15 protein-coding genes are annotated in these 18,450 nt (G+C 57.3%); 9 read left to right on the top strand and 6 right to left on the bottom strand.

What is annotated here, in order from left to right; all coding sequences use genetic code 11:
* The first annotated feature begins 228 nt into the window (after positions 1-228).
* The 6 genes from M4951_RS18575 (at position 229) to M4951_RS18550 (ending at position 6,173) form a co-directional block, all read left to right on the top strand.
* Positions 229-1,731, top strand: coding sequence for a hypothetical protein (locus tag M4951_RS18575; RefSeq protein ID WP_262023130.1), 1,503 nt, complete (start codon positions 229-231; stop codon positions 1,729-1,731).
* 113 nt (positions 1,732-1,844) lie between these two features.
* On the top strand, positions 1,845-2,486 hold the full coding sequence (locus M4951_RS18570) for a hypothetical protein (protein ID WP_262023129.1): 642 nt from the start codon (positions 1,845-1,847) through the stop codon (positions 2,484-2,486).
* A 410-nt stretch (positions 2,487-2,896) separates the two neighbouring features.
* Complete coding sequence (locus M4951_RS18565) at positions 2,897-3,364, top strand: hypothetical protein (RefSeq protein WP_262023128.1); 468 nt, start codon at positions 2,897-2,899, stop codon at positions 3,362-3,364.
* A gap of 192 nt (positions 3,365-3,556) precedes the next feature.
* Positions 3,557-4,219: a hypothetical protein gene (locus tag M4951_RS18560; protein WP_262023127.1), complete on the top strand. Its 663-nt coding sequence runs from the start codon at positions 3,557-3,559 to the stop codon at positions 4,217-4,219.
* Positions 4,216-5,214, top strand: a complete 999-nt coding sequence (locus tag M4951_RS18555) for a hypothetical protein (protein ID WP_262023126.1) — start codon at positions 4,216-4,218, stop codon at positions 5,212-5,214. The genes M4951_RS18560 and M4951_RS18555 overlap by 4 nt, the downstream gene beginning before the upstream one ends.
* Positions 5,215-5,264: 50 nt before the next feature.
* Positions 5,265-6,173: a sugar phosphate isomerase/epimerase family protein gene (locus M4951_RS18550; protein WP_262023125.1), complete on the top strand. Its 909-nt coding sequence runs from the start codon at positions 5,265-5,267 to the stop codon at positions 6,171-6,173.
* A 17-nt stretch (positions 6,174-6,190) separates the two neighbouring features.
* Here the strand turns inward: M4951_RS18550 and polX are convergent, their stop codons facing one another.
* The 5 genes from polX to M4951_RS18525 all read right to left on the bottom strand — a co-directional run bounded on the left by polX (position 6,191) and on the right by M4951_RS18525 (position 12,687).
* Positions 6,191-7,921, bottom strand: a complete 1,731-nt coding sequence (polX, locus tag M4951_RS18545) for a DNA polymerase/3'-5' exonuclease PolX (RefSeq protein WP_262023124.1) — start codon at positions 7,919-7,921, stop codon at positions 6,191-6,193.
* Positions 7,922-8,783: 862 nt separating this feature from the next.
* The gene (locus tag M4951_RS18540) at positions 8,784-10,094 is read right to left on the bottom strand and encodes a hypothetical protein (RefSeq protein WP_262023123.1); all 1,311 of its coding nucleotides are present in this window, start codon (positions 10,092-10,094) and stop codon (positions 8,784-8,786) included.
* 250 nt (positions 10,095-10,344) lie between these two features.
* A complete protein-coding gene (locus M4951_RS18535; protein WP_262023122.1) occupies positions 10,345-10,956 on the bottom strand; it encodes a hypothetical protein in 612 nt (203 codons plus the stop codon).
* Positions 10,949-11,380 (bottom strand): hypothetical protein, encoded by a 432-nt coding sequence (locus M4951_RS18530; protein WP_262023121.1) that lies wholly within the window; start codon positions 11,378-11,380, stop codon positions 10,949-10,951. Before M4951_RS18530 ends, M4951_RS18535 begins: the two co-directional genes overlap by 8 nt.
* Complete coding sequence (locus tag M4951_RS18525) at positions 11,377-12,687, bottom strand: hypothetical protein (RefSeq protein ID WP_262023120.1); 1,311 nt, start codon at positions 12,685-12,687, stop codon at positions 11,377-11,379. The genes M4951_RS18530 and M4951_RS18525 overlap by 4 nt, the downstream gene beginning before the upstream one ends.
* 108 nt (positions 12,688-12,795) lie before the next feature.
* On the opposite strand from M4951_RS18525, the gene M4951_RS18520 reads away from it, so the two are divergent.
* The gene (locus M4951_RS18520; RefSeq protein ID WP_262023119.1) at positions 12,796-14,055 is read left to right on the top strand and encodes a PQQ-binding-like beta-propeller repeat protein; all 1,260 of its coding nucleotides are present in this window, start codon (positions 12,796-12,798) and stop codon (positions 14,053-14,055) included.
* Between the two features lie 98 nt (positions 14,056-14,153).
* Here M4951_RS18520 and M4951_RS18515 read toward each other — a convergent pair whose 3' ends face one another.
* Positions 14,154-14,435, bottom strand: coding sequence for a DNA-directed RNA polymerase subunit alpha C-terminal domain-containing protein (locus tag M4951_RS18515; protein WP_002654754.1), 282 nt, complete (start codon positions 14,433-14,435; stop codon positions 14,154-14,156).
* 223 nt (positions 14,436-14,658) lie between these two features.
* On the opposite strand from M4951_RS18515, the gene M4951_RS18510 reads away from it, so the two are divergent.
* Together M4951_RS18510 and M4951_RS18505 are read left to right on the top strand one after the other, a co-directional pair.
* Positions 14,659-16,938, top strand: a complete 2,280-nt coding sequence (locus M4951_RS18510; protein WP_262023118.1) for an ATP-dependent helicase — start codon at positions 14,659-14,661, stop codon at positions 16,936-16,938.
* 28 nt (positions 16,939-16,966) lie between these two features.
* Positions 16,967-18,424, top strand: coding sequence for an NADH:flavin oxidoreductase (locus M4951_RS18505; RefSeq protein ID WP_262023117.1), 1,458 nt, complete (start codon positions 16,967-16,969; stop codon positions 18,422-18,424).
* Positions 18,425-18,450: the final 26 nt, after the last annotated feature.

Below are 18,450 nucleotides of genomic sequence, written 5' to 3'. Positions count from 1 at the left end.
TCGCGGATAAGCCGCCGTAAACTGAACGGACGAGAAATCGTCCGTTTTTTTATGCGCTGACGGATGAAGAAGAATTCACGCGGTGAATCTCCGTGGCCCTCCTTTTGCTTAGCGGAGAGCTATATTAGCTTGGTCAATTCAAGCGGACCGGGCAGATTGTAAGCAATTTGACGACGGAAGCGATTGAAACGTTGGTTTCGATCGCCCAGAAATCGGCGAGGCGAATCGATGAAGGTTGAACAGTTTCTCGAGCATCACGGCATCCACTCGAACCCGTTTGCCGTCGAAGACGCGCAAACCGACACGGTGTTTAAGAGCCGCTGTATCGACAGCACCTATCATCCAGCTTGGCAAAAGGTGTACGGCGATCCCCGCGATCCGTCGACATCGATCGTCTTTGGTGAAAAAGGCGCCGGCAAGACCGCAATGCGACTGCAGATTGTCGAGCATGTCGCCAAGCACAACGCCGACCATGCCGATTCGCGCGTCTATATCATTGAATACGATGACTTCAATCCGTACCTGGATCGCTTCCGCGATCGAATGTTCGGCCGCAATCGCTATCCTGAAAAAGCGCTGAAGCAGTGGAAACTGTGGGATCACATGGACTCGATCCTGTCGATCGGCGTCACGCAACTGATTGATCAAGTGTTGCAAACGCGCAACGCGAAGCCGTCGGCATGCAAGATTGATCCGGCCGAAGCGAGCAAACTAGATCGCAGTCAGGCCCGCGATCTGTTGCTGTTGGCCGCTTGCTACGACCAATCGACGGCCGAAACGTTTAAAGAACGCTGGCAGCACCTCCGCAGCAAGTTGCGGTTCTGGAATCCGAAGGCCTGGTGGCAATTCGCCGTCGGCGCCGGGATGACCATCGTGACGCTGGCGTTGATGTTTTTGATGCTTTCGCAAGGATCTGCGGTTTCGCAACCGCCGTGGTGGATTTTTCTACTGATGTTTGTCGCCGGTTGGTCTCCGTGGCTCTGGAAGGCGTTTCGAGCGACTTGGAAGGCCTGGGGAATCGTCAAACATGTTCGAACCGGCAATCGCGAGGTTTTCTCGCTCAGCCGGCTGCTGATGAATTTCACCTTGCCCGAATTATCGTCGCAACCACTGCCAACGCATGATCGTACCGACGATCGATATGAAATGTTGGATAAGTTTTTCGGCGTGTTGCGTTCGCTGGGATGCACCGGAATTGTGGTGATCGTCGATCGGGTCGACGAGCCGCATCTGATCAATGGTTCGCCAGAACTGATGAGATTATTGCTCTGGCCGATGCTGGATAACAAATTTTTGAAGCAGCCGGGGATTGGTTTTAAATTGCTGCTGCCGATCGAATTGACGCAGTTTGTCGATCGCGAAACGAAAGAATTTTACCAGCGGGCCCGGCTCGACAAACAAAATATGATTCCGTCGCTTCAGTGGTCGAGCGAGGCGCTGCAGGACGTGGCGAACGCGCGTCTGGCCGCTGTGACTGACAAAACTCCGGCGCCGACTCTGCGTGATCTGATCGACAGTTCGGTCTCGGATCAGCGCTTGCTCGAGGCGCTCCGCTCGCTGCGCGTGCCGCGGCACCTGTTCAAGTTTCTGTATCGATTGATGGTCGCCCATGCGAACGCTTATACCGATCAAGCGCCGGTCTGGCGGGTGTCGAGTCAAACCTTTGACTCGACGCTAGCAGTTTATCAACGCGAACAAGACGCGTTCGATCGGGGACTTGGCGCAGGCTAGCGCCGCGCTTGCTTGGCGATTGACATTGACTCGCATCGCTGGCTTTGCAAGATTTGCGGCTACGAAGCGCACCTTCGTGCGGCGATGCGTATTTCCAAGGAAGGAAACGGTTCATGCTCTATCAACGATGCGCCCTCTTGCTAACAGCATCTTTATTGCTGGTTGGCTGCAATCACCAAAATCCGGATTCTACCGCGGAAAACAGCGGGGAAAACGTCGAAGTGAGCCCGGTTCAAGACCCGCTGGCGATCGCTTCGGTCGATCCGAAAACGGCGGTCGAATCCTTTCTCGCGGCGCTGCGCGACGGCAACAAAGAGTTGACGTCGAAGATGTTGACTCAAAAGGCGCGCGAAGAAACGCGCAAGCATCATCTTGCGATCGATCCGGTCGGCGCTGTCGGCGCCAAGTTCGAAGTGGGCGAAACAATCTACATCACCTCAGAAAAACGGGGCGCTCACGTCGAGAGTCATTGGTTTGACGTCGATCCGCAAGGCAAAGCCGTCTCCTACGAAATCGTGTGGATCATGCGCCGCGAAGCAGGCGGCTGGCGCGTCGCCGGAATGGCGACCGAGTTGTTTGCCGGCGAACCGCCGCTCGTGCTACCGTTTGAGAACCCGCAGGAAATGTTCCAGGCCCAAAAGTTGGCCGAGCGAGAAATTCAACGCCGCGGTGGAAACAGCGCTTCCGAAGTCATGCCGGCCAGTCACACTGCTCAGCCGGGCGAAGGCTCCGGCAGTCCGTACTTTATGCGCTAGTAACGAAGGGGGGGAAGCGATAATTTGCCTCTCCAATCGTCAATTTAGGGTGCTCACAGGCACAAGCCCTCGGAAACGAGGGCTTTTTTTATGCGCGTGCAGTGATTACAAGGGTCCTAATCGGAAGATCTTCATGATCTTACGTGAGTACCTTAATTTTACTAAATTCCGGCTTGGCTGGTTGACTTCGCTTATGGAGTTGATAATTTAACGGCCTATGCTGCGTAGTGCATGCGACCTGCGTATTCGGCAAACTTTATCACAGGATGTTTGCTGAATAAGCAGTCGGGTTGAGGCCGCGGTCGTTATCCATGTCCTCGCAGAGGACACGACGTACGGCTCTTGAGTTGTTGTGTGAAGGTTCCCCCCTAGCACTTCAAATACAGTAGAGTTTCTTGGAGGATTCTGACATGAATCGCATTTTTGGACTTGGCATCGCGATCTTCTTCGCGATCGTCGGAATTTCCTTGGTCGGTGGTGAGCGTGAGGCGACCGCCGCCTGGGGTTGCAATGGTTGCAGTGAAGCTCCGGCTTGCTGTGGCGTGAAGAGCTGCTGTGGCCTGTTCGGTCACAAGTGCCGTGAGAAGTGTCACGGTTTGTTTGCGAAACGCGATCGCTGCTGCGGTCTGTTCGGTCACAAGTGCAAGTGCAGCTGCTCGGCTGAGCCGACCTGTTGTGCTCCGGAACCGACCTGCTGTGCGCCGGAACCGGCTTGTGCCCCGGAACCGACCTGCTGCGCTCCGGAACCGACCTGTGCCGCTCCGGAAGAAGCCCCGGCTCCTCCCGAAGTTAGCCCGAGCGACGAAGCTCCGGCTCCCCCGGCCGAAGCCAGCATTCGCATGCCGGTTCGCGTCCACACCGTCAGCTTCCGTCGCTAGTCGACATGGGGGTATGCAGCAATTTGGTTGCCCTGTGACTGCCGACGTCGCATAACCCTACTGATGCAGACAAAGATCGGGCTCCCTACTTGGGAGTCCGATTTTTTTATGCGCTTACCTAATTTAACACGGCGGTGAATTGATTAGACTAGAAGGCAATGCATCTTGGCCTGTCTACCTAGATTAACGAATATGACCCTACGCCAACCGACGACACCCGACCCGCAGCCGCTGTCAAGCAACGCGAGATCGATCCTCTCGCTTGCGTTGATTGCCTATCTCTTCGGACTGTGGGTCTTACTGAGTTGCCCGCTCGGCAACGAATACATGTCGGGACTGCACAAGCGTCTGGGGGGACTTTATCAGGCGGTCATGGGCGAATCACTCGCGATCAGCGTGACGGGATCTCCCTATTACATTCATAGCGGTGAACCTTTCAGCGACGATCATCTGCTGATGATCGAGTTGACCGAAGGGGAAGGGGCCGGCGAAACGGTCACGATTAATGATCAGTTCGCCGATGGGTCGCAAGCCCAACAGCGGTTGCGACTGCTGGCCATTTACATCGCATTGCAAGTTCGCATCGGCGAAGACGCTCCGCCGGCTCAGTTCGCCAAATCGCTCGCTGCACATACCTTTCAAGAGACCGGCGCAACTCGCGGCGTCTTTCGCCTTCGCAGGCACATGTTTCAACCGATGGAACTTGCTGCCGGAGCGGCTGAAGATCCCGACGCCGCCAGCTATTTCGAGACGGTCTACGAGGCCGACGTTTGGCTTGATCGCGATGGCCAAGTGCAAGTGTTGAAACGTTCGTCGCTGGAACATGTCGCGCCTGCCGTGGAGAGCCAATCGTGATCGTCGCCATCCAAGAATACTTCGCCGACCTCTCTCGCTGCGTCACCCAGTCATGGACCCAGTTTTGGTTCCGCGCTGCGGAGGCCAAATCGTTAAGCATGTTGCGAATCGGCATTGCCTGCGTCGCGCTGTTGTATGTGCTCGGCTATACGACTGATTTGACGTTCTGGTTTGCCGCCGACGGCGTGTTGCCGGTCTCTCGCGTTTACGAAATTAGCGGGATCACCGATCCCGAAAGCGGCGCTTCCTATTGGTCGCTCCTTTACTATTTTCAAGATCCGACCGATCTGTGGATCTTGCACGCGGTTACGATCGCAACGCTGTTGGCGTTTGCCTGTGGGCTCTTTTCCCGGTTCACGGCGGTTGCATCGTTCCTCCTCGTGTTGTCGTACGCCCAGCGATCCCCGATCGTATTGACCGGATTGATCGAACCGATTCTCTGTCCGCTCCTGCTTTACTTGTGCTTGGGGCCATGCGGCGCTCATTACTCGATCGATAGCGTCTGGCGCCGGCGATTGGGCAAACCGACGATCGGCAAGACGTACGCGGCAAATATCGCGATTCGCCTGATTCAGGTTCATCTCTCGATGTTTTTTGTGATGATGGCCCTCAGCAAATTGGGAGCGAGCTACATTTGGTGGAACGGCGCTGCAATGTGGAACGTTCTGGCGCGCCCCGATTCGCCGCTGGTTGATTTCAAATTTCTCCGCAGCAGTCCGCTGGTCGTTTATGCCTGGACGCATGCGATCGTGCTGTTTGAGCTGGCTTATCCCGTCGCGATTTGGGTCCGTCCGCTCCGTCCGCTGATGATCGCCATATCCATCCCGATTTGGATTTTGTACGCTTTAGCAAGCGGCAATTGGCTGCTCGCGCTGTTGATGCTGGTCATGAACCTGGCGTTTTTCACTCCGCTGGCTGTCCGTCCCCCTGGGGACGCGACCGCTGAAGACGAAAACGCTACGGCGAGCAGCGAAAAAATTCCCGCCCACGCCTAACGTCCCTTCGACGTCTCGCCCCATCCATTTGCCGGTAGGAGAACCGCACTGTGAACGACTTCGCCCTCAATCGTCGCCAATGGATCGCCGCTTCGGGGGCAATGGCCGCCGCCGCATGGAGTGCGCCGCAACAGGCCGCGGCCGCCGAGCCGATCGCCCAGCGGACTGCGCCGATGTTTAAATTGAGTCTCGCCGCCTATAGCTATCGAAAACTGCTGCAAGGAGACAAGCCCCAGCTGACGATGGCCGACTTTATTGACGACTGCGCCAAGATGCAACTCGATGGAACCGAGTTGACCTCGTACTACTTTCCGCCAAACGTTTCGCCAGAACAACTTCGTGAACTGAAACGCCAGGCGTTTCTGCTTGGCCTAAGCATCAGCGGCACGGCGGTCGGAAACGACTTTGGACATCCGGCCGGCGCGCAGCGGGACAAGCAAATTGCGGACGTCAAAAGGTGGATCGACAACGCCGCAATTCTCTCGGCCCCGGTGATTCGCATCTTCGCCGGCCATGCGAAGAAAGGCGTTTCGCCTGACGAGTCGCATCGGTTGATGGTGGAAGGGATGCAGGAAGTTTGCGACTACGCCGGCAAGCAGGGGGTCTTTCTCGCGCTCGAAAATCATGGTGGTCCGACGGCGACTGCCGTCGGGCTGTTGAAACTGGTGAAAGCGGTCGACAGTCCCTGGTTTGGCGTTAATTTGGACACCGGCAATTTTCATGGGGAAGACATCTATGGCGATCTCGCCAAAGTCGCTCCTTACGCATTGAACGTGCAAGTGAAGGTGGTCGTCTCGGGACCAGACGGCAAAAAGGTTCCGACTGACTTTGCCCAGATCGCCAAGATTTTGCGTGACGCCAACTATCGCGGCTTTGTCGTTTTGGAATACGAAGAAAACGCCGATCCGCGCGAAGAGTGCCCGAAGTTTGTCGAGATTCTACGAAAAGCGCTCGCCTAGTCGATGTAGATGCAACCCTAACGGCCGAGCATCTTCTGCATCTCGGCCCAACTACGCGTGTTGGCGACATCCGCTTTGGTCAATCCGGCGCGCCGCGCTTGTAAGATGCCATAGCGGGCTTGGGCCAGACCTTCGGTCCGATGGGCGTCGGTATTGATCACGATCGGAATGCCGCGCTGCTTGGCGGCGGCGCAGTAGACGTCATTCAAATCGAGACGCTTGGGCGCGGCGTTCAATTCTAAAAATTTCTTGTTTGCGATCGCCGCCTGATAGACTTCTTCCAAATCGACCTCGTACGGCGGACGATTGTTGATTAGGCGCCCGGTCGGATGAGCGATCATGCAGACGTGCGGGTTCTCCAACGCTCCGATAATCCGGTCGGTGATCTGTCGTTTCGATTGATTTTGACCGTAGTGAACGCTGCCGATCACCCAGTCGGCCTGGGCTAACACTTCGTCGGGCAGATCCATGCCGCCTTGCTCGAGGATATCGCACTCGATTCCTTTGAGGACGAGAAAGTCATCGTCGATCGATTTCCGAAATTCGTCGATCATTTCCCATTGTTCCAGCAAACGTTCGCTATTGAGCCCGTTGGCCATCGAAACGCGCTGCGAGTGATCGGTAATCGCAATAAACTTCAGTCCCTTTTCGCGCGCCGCCGCGACCATTTCCGCCAGCGTGTTGGCGCCGTCGCTGGCTTGCGTGTGCATATGCAGGTCTCCCTGCAAATCACTTTCGACGATGAGATCCGGCAGCTTGTCTGACGCGGCCCAGCGGAACTCTTCTCGATTTTCGCGGATCTCCGGCGGAAAGCAGGGAAGGTCGAGCGCGGCGTAAACGTCGGCTTCTTCGGCGCCGACCAGATAGGTTTCTGCGCCATCATCCGCCACCCGAAACACGCCCCATTCGCTGACCTTCATCCCCTTTTGCTTGGCGATGCTGCGCACATGGACGTTGTGCTCTTTGGAACCGGTAAAGTATTGCAGCGCCGCGCCAAATGATTCGGCAGGTACGACGCGCAGATCGACCTGTAGGCCGGTTTCCAAGCGGACCGACATCTTCGTTTCGCCGCGCGCAATCGTCTCCTCGACCAGCGGAAACTGGGCGAAACGATCCATCACTTCCTGGGCGTCGGTCGAGACGGTCAGAATATCGATATCGCCGATCGTTTCTTTGCCGCGGCGATAGCTGCCGGCCGGTTCGATGCGCTCGATGCTTGCGCACGCCTTCAGATGTTCCAGCAGATCGTGCACGACATGATCGGCCTTGGACCAATAGGTTCGCTCGTCGGCCGCTGCGGCGATTTTGATCCCTTTCAGGATCGTCTCTTCGGTTTTGGCGCCAAAACCTTTGAGCTCTTTGACGCGATGCTCCTGACAGGCGACCTGCAGTTGTTCGAGATCGTTGATCCCCAGTTCTTTGTGTAAGACCGCCGCCTTTTTAGGGCCTAATCCGGGGATGCGCAAGATCGCCAGGACTGTGGCCGGCACTTTTTTCAGCAAATCGTCCAACTGGGGCAGCTTGCCGGTTTCGACCATCACGACGATCTTCTTCGCCAAGTCGTCGCCGATGCCGTCCAATTCGGTGAGATCGTGGCCTTGCTCGATCATCGTCGCTAAGGGATCGCCCAGATCTTGGATCGTACGAGCCGCATTACGATAGGCGCGCACACGAAACGAGTTGGCCCCGTCGAATTCCAAAAGGTCGGCGAGCGTCTCAAAACGGCTGGCGATTTGTTCGTTGGTCATCTCTTTGTTCCTGCAGCATGACAGCGAAGCAAATCAGCCTAGCTGACGGAATGGGCGATGATCAACACCCCGGACCGGAACCTTGGACTGGACTGAAACCTTGGACCGGACTGAAACCTTGGACCGGACTGAAACCTTGGACTGGACTGGAACCTTGGACTGGACTGGAACCTTGGACTGGACTGGAACCTTGGACTGGACTGGAACCTTGGACTGGACTGGAACCTTGGACTGGACTGGAACCTTGGACTGGACTGGAACCTTGGACTGGACTGGAACCTTGGACTGGACTGGAACCTTGGACTGGACTGGAACCTTGGACCGGACTGGAACCTTGGACTGGACTGAAACAATCCTGATCGTGAATGGTCTCGGCAAGTGATCGTGATCCAATTTTCACGGGCAACTTTTACTCTTGCGAACGCGTCTCTTGCTCTACCGCTTCGCCGCGCATTTTGCGAGTAGATATCCGAGGTAGGGTGGGTGGAGCAAGCGATTTTCGCCCACCAATTTCGAACGACATCGCCGCTTGCGCAACCCACCGATGCGCTCCAATTGATCGACAATTTCGGTGGGTTGCGCAAACCGATCCTGTCGATTCGTGATAGTCGAATCGTTCGCGGTTTTTGCTTCACCCACCCTATGGATTTTTAGTAGATGTAGGGTCCGCTGTGCGGACCAAGGGCCCCGCATAAGGGCTTGCAGGTCGGCAACCGCCGCCGGTCCACACTACGATTTTGCAGTCGACCCCAATTCCGTGCGCTTCGTCAAGAGACAATTTTTGGGGGGTGTTCGAAGTCATGTGCGCACAAAAAAAGCCTGACTCGCGTCAGGCTTGGGATGGCTTTGCTTACCGCGATCACTAGCGGCCGATTTGATGCCAGCTGTTCTTTTTGGCGGGGATCGAAACGGTCGGCGTCTCGTAGCTCACTTCGCGCGTCGTCGGCGTGGCGACTTCGTCCCAGGCGATCGGCACGATTTTGGCCGTCGGCAATAAGGCCGATTTGTCGTGCGGGTTCAGCAGCGCCGGGGCCTGATCTTGCGGCGTTGTGCGGGTTGGGTAGTAGTCAGGATCCGGAATCGGTTTGATCAATGGATTGAGTTGCGGTCGCGCGATGCCGCTCGGAACCGTAGAAGGAGTTTGAGTCGTCTGCGACGATGACGGAGCGTACGGCGTAAACGGCGCTGCCAAGGATTGCGTGTTGCTGGGAGGCGGCGTGCTGGGCGAGGTCGTACCCGGCGTCGTCATTGGAGCTGCTCCAGATCCGATCGACGGCGTCGTGGTCGGTTGCGGCGAAGGCTTGATGATCGTCGCGCCCGGCGTCGGGCGAAGGACCGAATTCGCTTCCGGCGTGACACGCAGCGTGCTGCGGTTGTTGTAGTTAGGCGGGGTCACTTCGTTCGGATTGAGCGCCGGCGGTTGGTCGGCTGGCGAAGATCCTGGGTAGGGTTGCCCTTGCTGGGGCGAACCCCCTTGTTGATAAGGAGCGACGTTGTATTGCGAGCTGGGCATCGGCTGAGCCGCACCTTGCGGATAGGTCGAAGGAGGATTGACCATCGAGCTGGCTCCGCCCCCTTGGGCCGGAACCCATTGTCCTTGCCCAGCGGGATACGACTGCATCGGCTGCCCTTGCGCGGCGTACGGTGAGGGGCCCGTGGCGCCGTTGCAGTTATTGCACGATCCCATGACAGCCGGAGCCCCCTGCATAGCCGGAGCCGCTTGCATGTAGCCGACCGTCGCACAGCTGTTGACCTGCGTTTGGACGTTTTGAATTACCGGTTTGTAAGTCGTGTACGGAACTCGTTCGGTTTCCCAGCGATAGGTCGTGCAGCCGTTGTAGGCCAAGGTCGGCACGTTGCTGCCTGGCAGGTAGACGGTGGTCGGTTGGTAAACGGTCACCGGAACCGGCTTGTAGGTCGTTTGGTATTGCGTCTCGGGAATGTAGCGAACCGAGGTCTGGTTTTGATAGACCGGCGCACAGGAGATCGGCGCCGCCGGCTGAACGTAGTTCACCTGGTATGGCTGCGGAGGTCCTGCCGGCAGGTAGCCAGCGACGACCGGCTGCGGCGTTTCCTTTTTGCCACATAGCCAATCCGTAAGCCAGCAGTCGGCCTGGGCGGCGCTGCTGAATGTCGTTAGCAAAATCAGGGCCAGTAGGGGACAACGCGACATGGGAATGCCTTTTCTCTCTCACTCAAATCTGATCGCGGATCCGTCGCGTTTGCTTGGGGCAGTTCCCTGCCGCTCCGATCATCCGAAAAGATGATCCAAGGAAAGGTAGATCAGAAACCTAAGCGAGAACAGCAATTACAGCCGAAATTCAGAAGAATCTGCCGGTTGTCAGTGCGGTCGCGCGGCAGAGAGAATCGTCGCCGTCTGGCGACCTTCTGGCGCCTACAGAAACTTTAGCGATCGCGGAAAATCAGCGGGTAATTTTCGCTTCCGGATCATCCGCTGGTCGCGATTTTCGGCGTGACTCATACAAGTGATACAACTGAAACAACGTCTCTCGTAGATCGGCCTGGTTGCTTTCGCACATCATTCGCGCGTCGGCGGCGGTGACCAACTTGTCCGTTTTCCGCTGTAAGATCTCGGCAAGTTGTTCCGCTAGTGCGGGCGAGGGTTCGGTGGTGAAGACGACCGGCAAACCGAGCGACGCGTGGCAGGTCGCCAACAACCGGCTGTTGGCGGCGGCGCATCGCCACAACAACCATCGCCGAGCCAGCCACGAGAGCTGCTCAAGTCCGTCGACCACCAAAATCTCCTCTTTCCGCGGCAGACGGAGTTCGCCGGAGTTGGGAGCGCCAGCATGGAGCGTCACGCGAACTTCGGTAAGACCTTGCTCAAGCCAGAGTGGAGAAAGGGTCTCTAGCAGCGTCGACTTGCCCGAACCATGAGGGCCGACGATCGTTCCGCGCCAGTGCGACTCACGCAGACGCTCGATAATCAGGTTGGGCGAATCGGGGGCGGAAAATTGAAACGGAATCGCTCCGGGGCGAACCTGCCGACTGGCGAATGGGTTCGTACTAACCACGAGCGCCCCCCATCGCTTCGCCGGCGCCCAGCGTCGTGCCGCCGCCTGCCGGGGTTAGTTCAAACTCTAACTCTTCGACCAGGTCGCGTCCTCGGCCGACAAAGACGCGGACCCGAACGACCCAATGGATTTTGACGATTTTGCCGGCGTACGACAAAGGACTGCGCGGCAGGCGAGTTTTCAACGATTGCGAACGGGTCAGGTCGCCGTCCATTTCGTCGCCGGGAAGAAGTCGCACAAATTCGTGCGCTGACATATCTTCTTCGCCGGTTCCTTCGGTATGCCATAAGACCGACGCTTCGATCGCTTGAATGTTGACGGCCGGGAGGTTGCTGATTTCAAACCGCGCAAGCAGTTCGTCGTCGGCCGCGTATTGGCGCGTCGGCCGATCGAGCGAGATCGAGATGTGCGGTTCGTCGGTCATGCGTTCGATGGTACCGCCGGATAGACGACGATCGGAAAGCTGCGCCGTTGACTGCCGGCGCCTTTGGCCTCGAGATCCACAATCAATTTCCAGTGCACCGCGTTATGGCTCGACTTGAACGAGTGCATCGCCGAGAGCGGAATTTGAAAGTGCAACAGTTCCTCAAACGGCGTTCCCGGACGAATCACCAGGCCGCGGAAGTTGGCGACTTCGGCGTCATAGACTTTCGCGATTTCGGTGCGGACGTCGGTTCCATGCAGAAATGTCGCCTCTTCCTCGCAGATGAGCGTGACGCGCAGCTTTTTCACATGCATGCGGCCTGCTTGCGACAGATGCAGTTTGTAGTCGCGTCCCGGCAGCAGCGGATGATTGGAAATCTCGATGTAGGTGGGGCCGACGCGCGTATGGAGCGAGATCTGTCGTAAAAAATGATAGCCTGACCAGATGCCGACCGCGACTGCGGCCAGGGTCAGCGCCATCAGCAGCCAGTTGGGCTCGCCCCGTTCTAGATCGGCGATCGCTCCCAACGCGAACACCGCCGTCATGCCGGACCAGACCAGGCTGAACAACAGCGTCGCAAACAACCACCACGCCGGCGAGACCTCAATCGGCAGGCGATAGGCCAAGCGAACGCCGGGGCTGTTGGTCAAGTTTTCGGCGCTCGGAATATTGGGATAGGCGGACGGGGGCAAAAGATCGCCGATCAATTCGATCTTTTGGGCGCTTTTCGCCAGCGCGGATCGTCGTTCGGCCGAAGCGCCGAACAGCAACAACGTGTAGAACATGCCGATCGTGCCGATCGTCGCGAACGAGGCGAAGACCAGCAAGATGATCCACAGGGTAAAGTTCGTCGATCGCCGCAAGATGACCGTCGACGGATCATACGACGCGTACCAACAGGGATAGACCCAACCGGGGCGAAAGCCGTCCACTATTTTTTGCGCCGAGTCACGGTCAGTGTACCAGGTGGGATTACGGCGGTAGGTCCAGCCCACAAAATCTCGGGCGCCAGAGTGGACGTGGACCAGAATCATGGGCTGATAGCGCGTATCGCCGCCGTCGAGCGTTTTCTCGCCGAGATCGGTCTCCATCACGACGCATTTTCCGGCCGTGTAGGTCGCTTCGGGAAACAGATAGGTCGCGACGACCGATTCGAACGCAATCGACGCAACGACTGCTACCAGGCCGATGGACCCCAGAAACAGCAGCGCCGCAAAAAACATCGCCTCTCCCACGCTTCCGAAGATCGGCGAGCCTGTGCGACGTTTTCCTCGTTTTTTCTCCCAAAGTCGGGGCCAACGGGCCATGCGCGAGTCGATCCTCGAAGATTAGCAGCAACGCGAATGCTGGGTGGAGTCGTTCCGGTACGCTAAAATATAGTCCGACTGACACTTCCGCCACAGGACGCCGCGCCGATGATCTTGCTACGAAACGCTTTATTTTTCGTCACGATCCCCCTAATCGCCGCTTCCAGCCAAGCTGGAGAATGGCCGCAAATTCTTGGTCCGACGCGCAACGGCGTCGCAACCGGAGAAAAATTGGCCGACAAATGGCCAACCGCCGGTCCGCCGCTGGTTTGGAAGAAATCGGTTGGCGCCGGGTATGCTGGGCCCGTAATCGCACGGGATCAGGTCATTCTGTTTCATCGGATCGCCAAGCTGGAAGTGGTCGAAGCGCTCGATCTGCAGACCGGCGAGAAAAAGTGGAGCACCAGCTTTGACGCGACCTACCAAGGCTCGATCGTGCGTGACAGCGGGCCTCGTTGTACGCCGCTGATTGTGGACGACGTGATCATTTTGCTGGGGGCTGCCGGCGATTTGTACTGCGTCGACTTCGCGACTGGCAAACGCCGCTGGAATGTCGAGCTGGCTTCTACCTACGGCGCGCAAGAGGGGTATTTCGGTTTCGGCAGTACGCCGATCGTGATCGACGGAAATGTCTTGGTTAATGTTGGCGGTCGCAACGGCGCTGGGATTGTTGCGTTCGATTTGAAGTCAGGCCGCGAAAAATGGAAAGCGACCGACTTTGGCGCTAGTTACGCCGCGCCGACCTCGGCGAAGATCGGCGACAAAACGTGGGCGATCTTCGTGACGCGGTTGGACGTTTGTTCGATTGATCCAGAAACAGGACGCGTCGGATTCCAGTTTCCCTTTGGTATGCGTGGTCCGACCGTCAACGGTGCGACGCCGATCGTCTGGGACGACGACTTATTTGTCACCTCCAGTTATGGCGTCGGCGCCAAGCTGGCCAAACTGGGACAGCGCAACGCTCCGATTGTGTGGGCCAACGACAGTTCGCTTTCGAGTCAGTACAACACGCCGATCGAGATCGATGGCGCGATTTATGGGATCAACGGGCGCGAAGATGTCGGCACGGCGTCGCTCACATGTATTGACGCGCAGACCGGCAAGGTCCATTGGTTGCAGGAAAACTTTGGCACGGCGCATCTGTTGTCGGCCGATGGCAAGTTGATCGCGGTCGCCAACGACGGCAACGTTTATTTGCTCAAGCCGAATGTGAAGCGGTACGAGCAACTCGGCAGTTTTTCGGGTTTCACCGATGTGCCGCGTGCGATACCGGCGCTCTCCGCAGGTCTGCTGGTCGCGCGGGATACGTCGGACGCAGGGCGGGGGATGCTGAAATGTTTTCGCGTTGGTCCAGTCGCCCAGAAATAGGGACCAAGCAGCAAAAAGCCCGCAGTCGAGAACGGTCGACCGCGGGCATTGAACGACTTCCCTGAATGGAAGTTTTGCTCCTCACGCGTGCTCGGCGACTACACAGCCAGCGGCTGTGCGACCGCTTGACGGGCCTTCCGGAAAAAGCCAATGCTTTCCAGCGACGAGTAGACTTCATCCAGCGTTTTCTCACCGAAGTTTGAAATGCTGAGGAGGTCTGCACGCGTGCAGTTGAGGAGGTCTCGAACCGTGAAAATTCCACGTTCTTCGAGACAATTGGTTGTGCGAACCGTGAGGCCGATTTCCGCGGTGCTCATTTCGAGCTTGGACATCAAGCTTTCCGATTCTTGAGCAGCAGCATTCAGAGGAATTCGCGTCATGGGTTCCCTCCCAGGCAATAGAGTGGAGAATGGTTGCGGTTCTTCCCTGGAACCGCCAGTGGGTCGTTTGAAAAGCGGCGACTGCGGCGACTCGCTCTTCGAACTTGAGTTAATATACTCGTCGCGCCACTTTTGGACAGGACTTTACAAAATATTTACGAGAAGAACACTCGTTATGCTAGCACTTCTCGTTTTCCTCGCACCCCAAGACAGCACGTAACGGATGACCGCAGACCCCCACCAATCTTTGACCGAACCGCAGCGCGAAGCGGTGCTGCATGTCGATGGACCGCTGCTGGTGTTGGCGGGGCCCGGCAGCGGAAAGACGCGGGTAATTACGCATCGAATCGCCCATTTGTTATCGCAAGGCGTGCGACCTTCGCAGATCGCCGCACTCACGTTCACCAACAAAGCGGCCGACGAAATGCGCTTGCGTTTGAATCGCTTGGCGCCGGGTGAAAACGTTTGGATCGGAACCTTTCATCGCTTCTGCGCGCGCCTGCTGCGGCAATACGCAGAATACCGGGGGCTGCAGCCGAACTACACGATCTACGACACGAGCGACTCGCTCTCCCTCTTAAAGCGAACCATTCGCGAGACCGATGTGCAACTGACGCACGCAACTCCAGAGCAAGTGGCTGCGGCGATCAGTTGGGCCAAGAACCATCTTATCGAAGCGAGTCGATATGTGGGCGGAGTCAACGCGACCGGATCGATTGTCGAACGAGTCTATCCCAAGTATCAGGCCGCGCTGCAACAGGCGAACGCCGTCGACTTTGACGACTTGCTGATGCATGTCACGCTGCTGCTGAAAGAGAACGAAGAACTGCGCGCTTCTTTGGACGAGCGCTTTCGCTACATCCTGGTCGACGAGTACCAAGACACCAACTTGCCGCAATACGCGATCGTGCGGGCCATGTCGATTCAATATCCGAATCTCGGCGTGACCGGCGATCCCGACCAATCCATCTATGGCTGGCGCGGCGCGAACCTGAAGAACATCTTGGAGTTTGAAAGCGACTTTCCGACCGTGAAAGTGGTCCGGCTCGAACAGAACTATCGCAGCACTCCCAACATCTTGTCGGTCGCCGATGCGTTGATCGCCAACAACAAGCAGCGGAAAAAGAAGTCGCTGTTTACCGATAATCCCGCCGGCAAAGCGGTCCGGATGATTCAGTACTCGACTCATAAAGAAGAAGCCCAGGCGATCGCCGCGCGGATTTCGGCCCAAGTCGCTCAAGGGAAGCGTCGCCCGCGTGACTACGCGATCTTCTATCGCATCAATGCGCTGTCGCGCACCTTTGAAGATGCGATGCGGCAGCAGGGAGTGCCGTACATGATCGTCAGCGGGGTCGAGTTTTATCATCGCAAAGAGATCAAGGATCTGCTCGCCTACGCATTGCTGATGAACAATCCGCGCGACGACGTCGCGTTTGAACGGATCGTCAACGTGCCGAAGCGGGCTATCGGCAAAGCGACCTTGCTCAAGCTTCGCATCCACGCGGCGGCTGAAGGACTTTCCATGCTCGAAGCGGCTCGCGAAGCCGGGATGATCGACGGGCTCGGAAACCGCGCGGCTGTGGCGCTCGCTAAATTTGTCGCACTCTTCGATCGATTGTCGACCAAAATCAACGATCCTGTCGAAGAGATTCTGGGGTTTGTCCTTTCCGAGTCGGAGTTCAAACGGCAATACGAAGCGACGGACGACGTCGAAGATCAAACTCGCTTGGAAAACATCGAAGAACTTCTCTCTTCGGCGCGCGAGTACGATATCGAACATCCGCACGATGGAACGTTGGAGCATTACCTGGAAGAGAAAACGTTGGTCAACGAGACCGACGATTTTGACGCCGAAATGGATCGCGTGACGCTGATGACGTTGCATGCCGCGAAAGGGCTGGAGTTTCCGGTCGTGCATATCGTCGCCCTTGAGCAAGGCTTGCTGCCGCACGAGCGTTCGCGCGAGAACCCAGAGCAATTGGAAGAAGAGCGGCGTTTGCTGTTTGTCGGCATCACGCGGGCCGAAGAAGAGCTCGACCTCAGTATGGCCCGCTATCGTGACTTCCGCGGGAAACGCAATATGACGATTCCGAGCCCGTTTTTGATGGAATTGCCGCGAGACGAGATGGAGGTAACGGAAGAACAAACCGCCTTCGCCCCTGATTTTCCCCTGGAGGAGAGCTTTTTTCCCGAATTTCCCATATCGGGCCAAAGGTCACTCGATCTGCCAAGACCGGCGCTGCCGTCGGCGGTTACAAATATACGAACGGCCGCCGATCTGTTGGGCGAGCGGGAAGGAGACGCGCAGCCGCGCGTCGAACCGAACTCCTTCGTACAGGGGATGGTCGTCACCCACGACGAGTATGGACTTGGCAAGATCATCGCGCTCAGCGGTGAAGGCGCCAAACGAACGGCGACGGTTCGCTTCGCCAGCGGCGCTGGCGAAAAAAAGTTCCGTCTCGCGTATAGTCCGCTTCGTCCCGCCAATTCCAGCCGACCGTAGTCGCATCGCGAAGTCCGCAGAGAAACCAGTGAAATACGAAAAGATCGCCCAGCTGAAAACGGTCGAGCAGTTTCGCCAACGCCTGCACGCTTTGGGAATCACATTGCCCTGCGATGACGAGATTCAAACCGCCGCGGCTGGGTCTCCTTTGGCCGATACGTTGGCCTGGGGACCGCTGACGGCCGGCAATCGCTGGACGATTCATCCGATGGAAGGGTGGGACGCGAATCATGATGGCTCGCCGACCGAACTGACGATCCGTCGCTGGCGCAACTTTGGACTCTCTGGCGCCAAAATGATCTGGGGTGGTGAAGCGGCGGCGGTTCAGCCGGATGGTCGCGCGAATCCTCGTCAGACGATGGCGATTGACAGCAATATCGGCGGACTCGCCCAACTGCGTGAAGCGGCGGTTACGGCCCATCAGACTTCTTTTGGATCCGCCGACGACCTGATCATCGGTCTCCAGTTGACTCACTCTGGCCGGTTTTGTCGACCGCTGCCCGATCATCAATTGCGACCGCGGATCGCCTATCATCATCCGCTGCTCGACGCCAAGTTTGACATTGATGAAAGCGACGATTCGGTCGTCTGGAGCGACGAAGAGTTGGAAGGTTTGATCGACAGCTACGTCAACGCGGCGCGCTTGGCGCGAGAAGTCGGCTATCAGTTTGTCGATGTGAAAGCATGTCACGGCTATTTATTGCATGAGTTTCTGGGCGCTCGCTTGCGACCCGGAAAGTTTGGCGGAGACTTCGCCGGACGGTCGCGTCTGATCAAGACGATCATTCAACGGATCAAAAGCGAACTGCCGGGGCTGGAAGTGGGCGTTCGCTTGAGCGCCTTTGATTTTGTACCGTATCAGCAAGGCGATGCGGTCGGCGAGCCGATGGACTTCTCTGACTGTTTGCCTTACCCCTGCGGTTTCGGTTCGAATCCCCAAAATCCGCTCGAGATCGATTTGAAAGAGCCGATTCAATTGATTCGCGAATTGGGCGAGCTCGGAGTGATCGGCGTCAACATCACTTGCGGCAGTCCTTACTACAATCCCCATATTCAACGGCCGGCGATCTTTCCGCCCAGCGACGGTTATCAACCGCCCGAAGATCCGCTTATCGGCGTGGCTCGTATGATTGAGGTCGCGCGCCAGTGCAAAGCGGCGGCGCCCAACGTCACGATGGTCGCGACCGGTTTCACCTATTTGCAAGACTATCTGCCGCATGTCGCCCAAGCGGTCGTGCGCGAAGGTTGGATCGACAGCGTCGGACTTGGCCGGATGGTTCTTTCTTTCCCCGAACTTCCGGCGGCGACGTTGCAAGAGGGAGAGATGAAGCGGAAGAAAGTTTGTCGCACGTTCAGCGACTGTACGACGGCGCCGCGCAACGGAATCGTCTCTGGCTGCTATCCGCTCGATCCGGTTTACAAAGCAATGGACGAAGCGAAGCAGCTGCGCGACCTGAAAAAATCGCAGATTCCCACAGGCGTATAGCGATTGCTTTTCGTCCATTCGTAGGC

It is taken from the genome of Blastopirellula sp. J2-11, assembly GCF_024584705.1.
In the GTDB taxonomy this organism is placed as follows: Bacteria; Planctomycetota; Planctomycetia; order Pirellulales; family Pirellulaceae; genus Blastopirellula.
This window is presented reverse-complemented; position numbering and strand designations above follow the sequence as displayed.

Excerpts from the sequence above, each read along its gene's own strand:
- M4951_RS18525 (WP_262023120.1), bottom strand. The coding sequence starts at position 12,687 with ATGGCCCGTTGGCCCCGACTTTGGGAGAAAAAACGAGGAAAACGTCGC.
- M4951_RS18575 (WP_262023130.1), top strand. The coding sequence starts at position 229 with ATGAAGGTTGAACAGTTTCTCGAGCATCACGGCATCCACTCGAACCCG.
- M4951_RS18570 (WP_262023129.1), top strand. The coding sequence starts at position 1,845 with ATGCTCTATCAACGATGCGCCCTCTTGCTAACAGCATCTTTATTGCTG.
- M4951_RS18520 (WP_262023119.1), top strand. The coding sequence starts at position 12,796 with ATGATCTTGCTACGAAACGCTTTATTTTTCGTCACGATCCCCCTAATC.
- M4951_RS18510 (WP_262023118.1), top strand. The coding sequence starts at position 14,659 with ATGACCGCAGACCCCCACCAATCTTTGACCGAACCGCAGCGCGAAGCG.
- M4951_RS18530 (WP_262023121.1), bottom strand. The coding sequence starts at position 11,380 with ATGACCGACGAACCGCACATCTCGATCTCGCTCGATCGGCCGACGCGC.
- polX (WP_262023124.1), bottom strand. The coding sequence starts at position 7,921 with ATGACCAACGAACAAATCGCCAGCCGTTTTGAGACGCTCGCCGACCTT.
- M4951_RS18540 (WP_262023123.1), bottom strand. The coding sequence starts at position 10,094 with ATGTCGCGTTGTCCCCTACTGGCCCTGATTTTGCTAACGACATTCAGC.
- M4951_RS18515 (WP_002654754.1), bottom strand. The coding sequence starts at position 14,435 with ATGACGCGAATTCCTCTGAATGCTGCTGCTCAAGAATCGGAAAGCTTG.
- M4951_RS18560 (WP_262023127.1), top strand. The coding sequence starts at position 3,557 with ATGACCCTACGCCAACCGACGACACCCGACCCGCAGCCGCTGTCAAGC.
- M4951_RS18565 (WP_262023128.1), top strand. The coding sequence starts at position 2,897 with ATGAATCGCATTTTTGGACTTGGCATCGCGATCTTCTTCGCGATCGTC.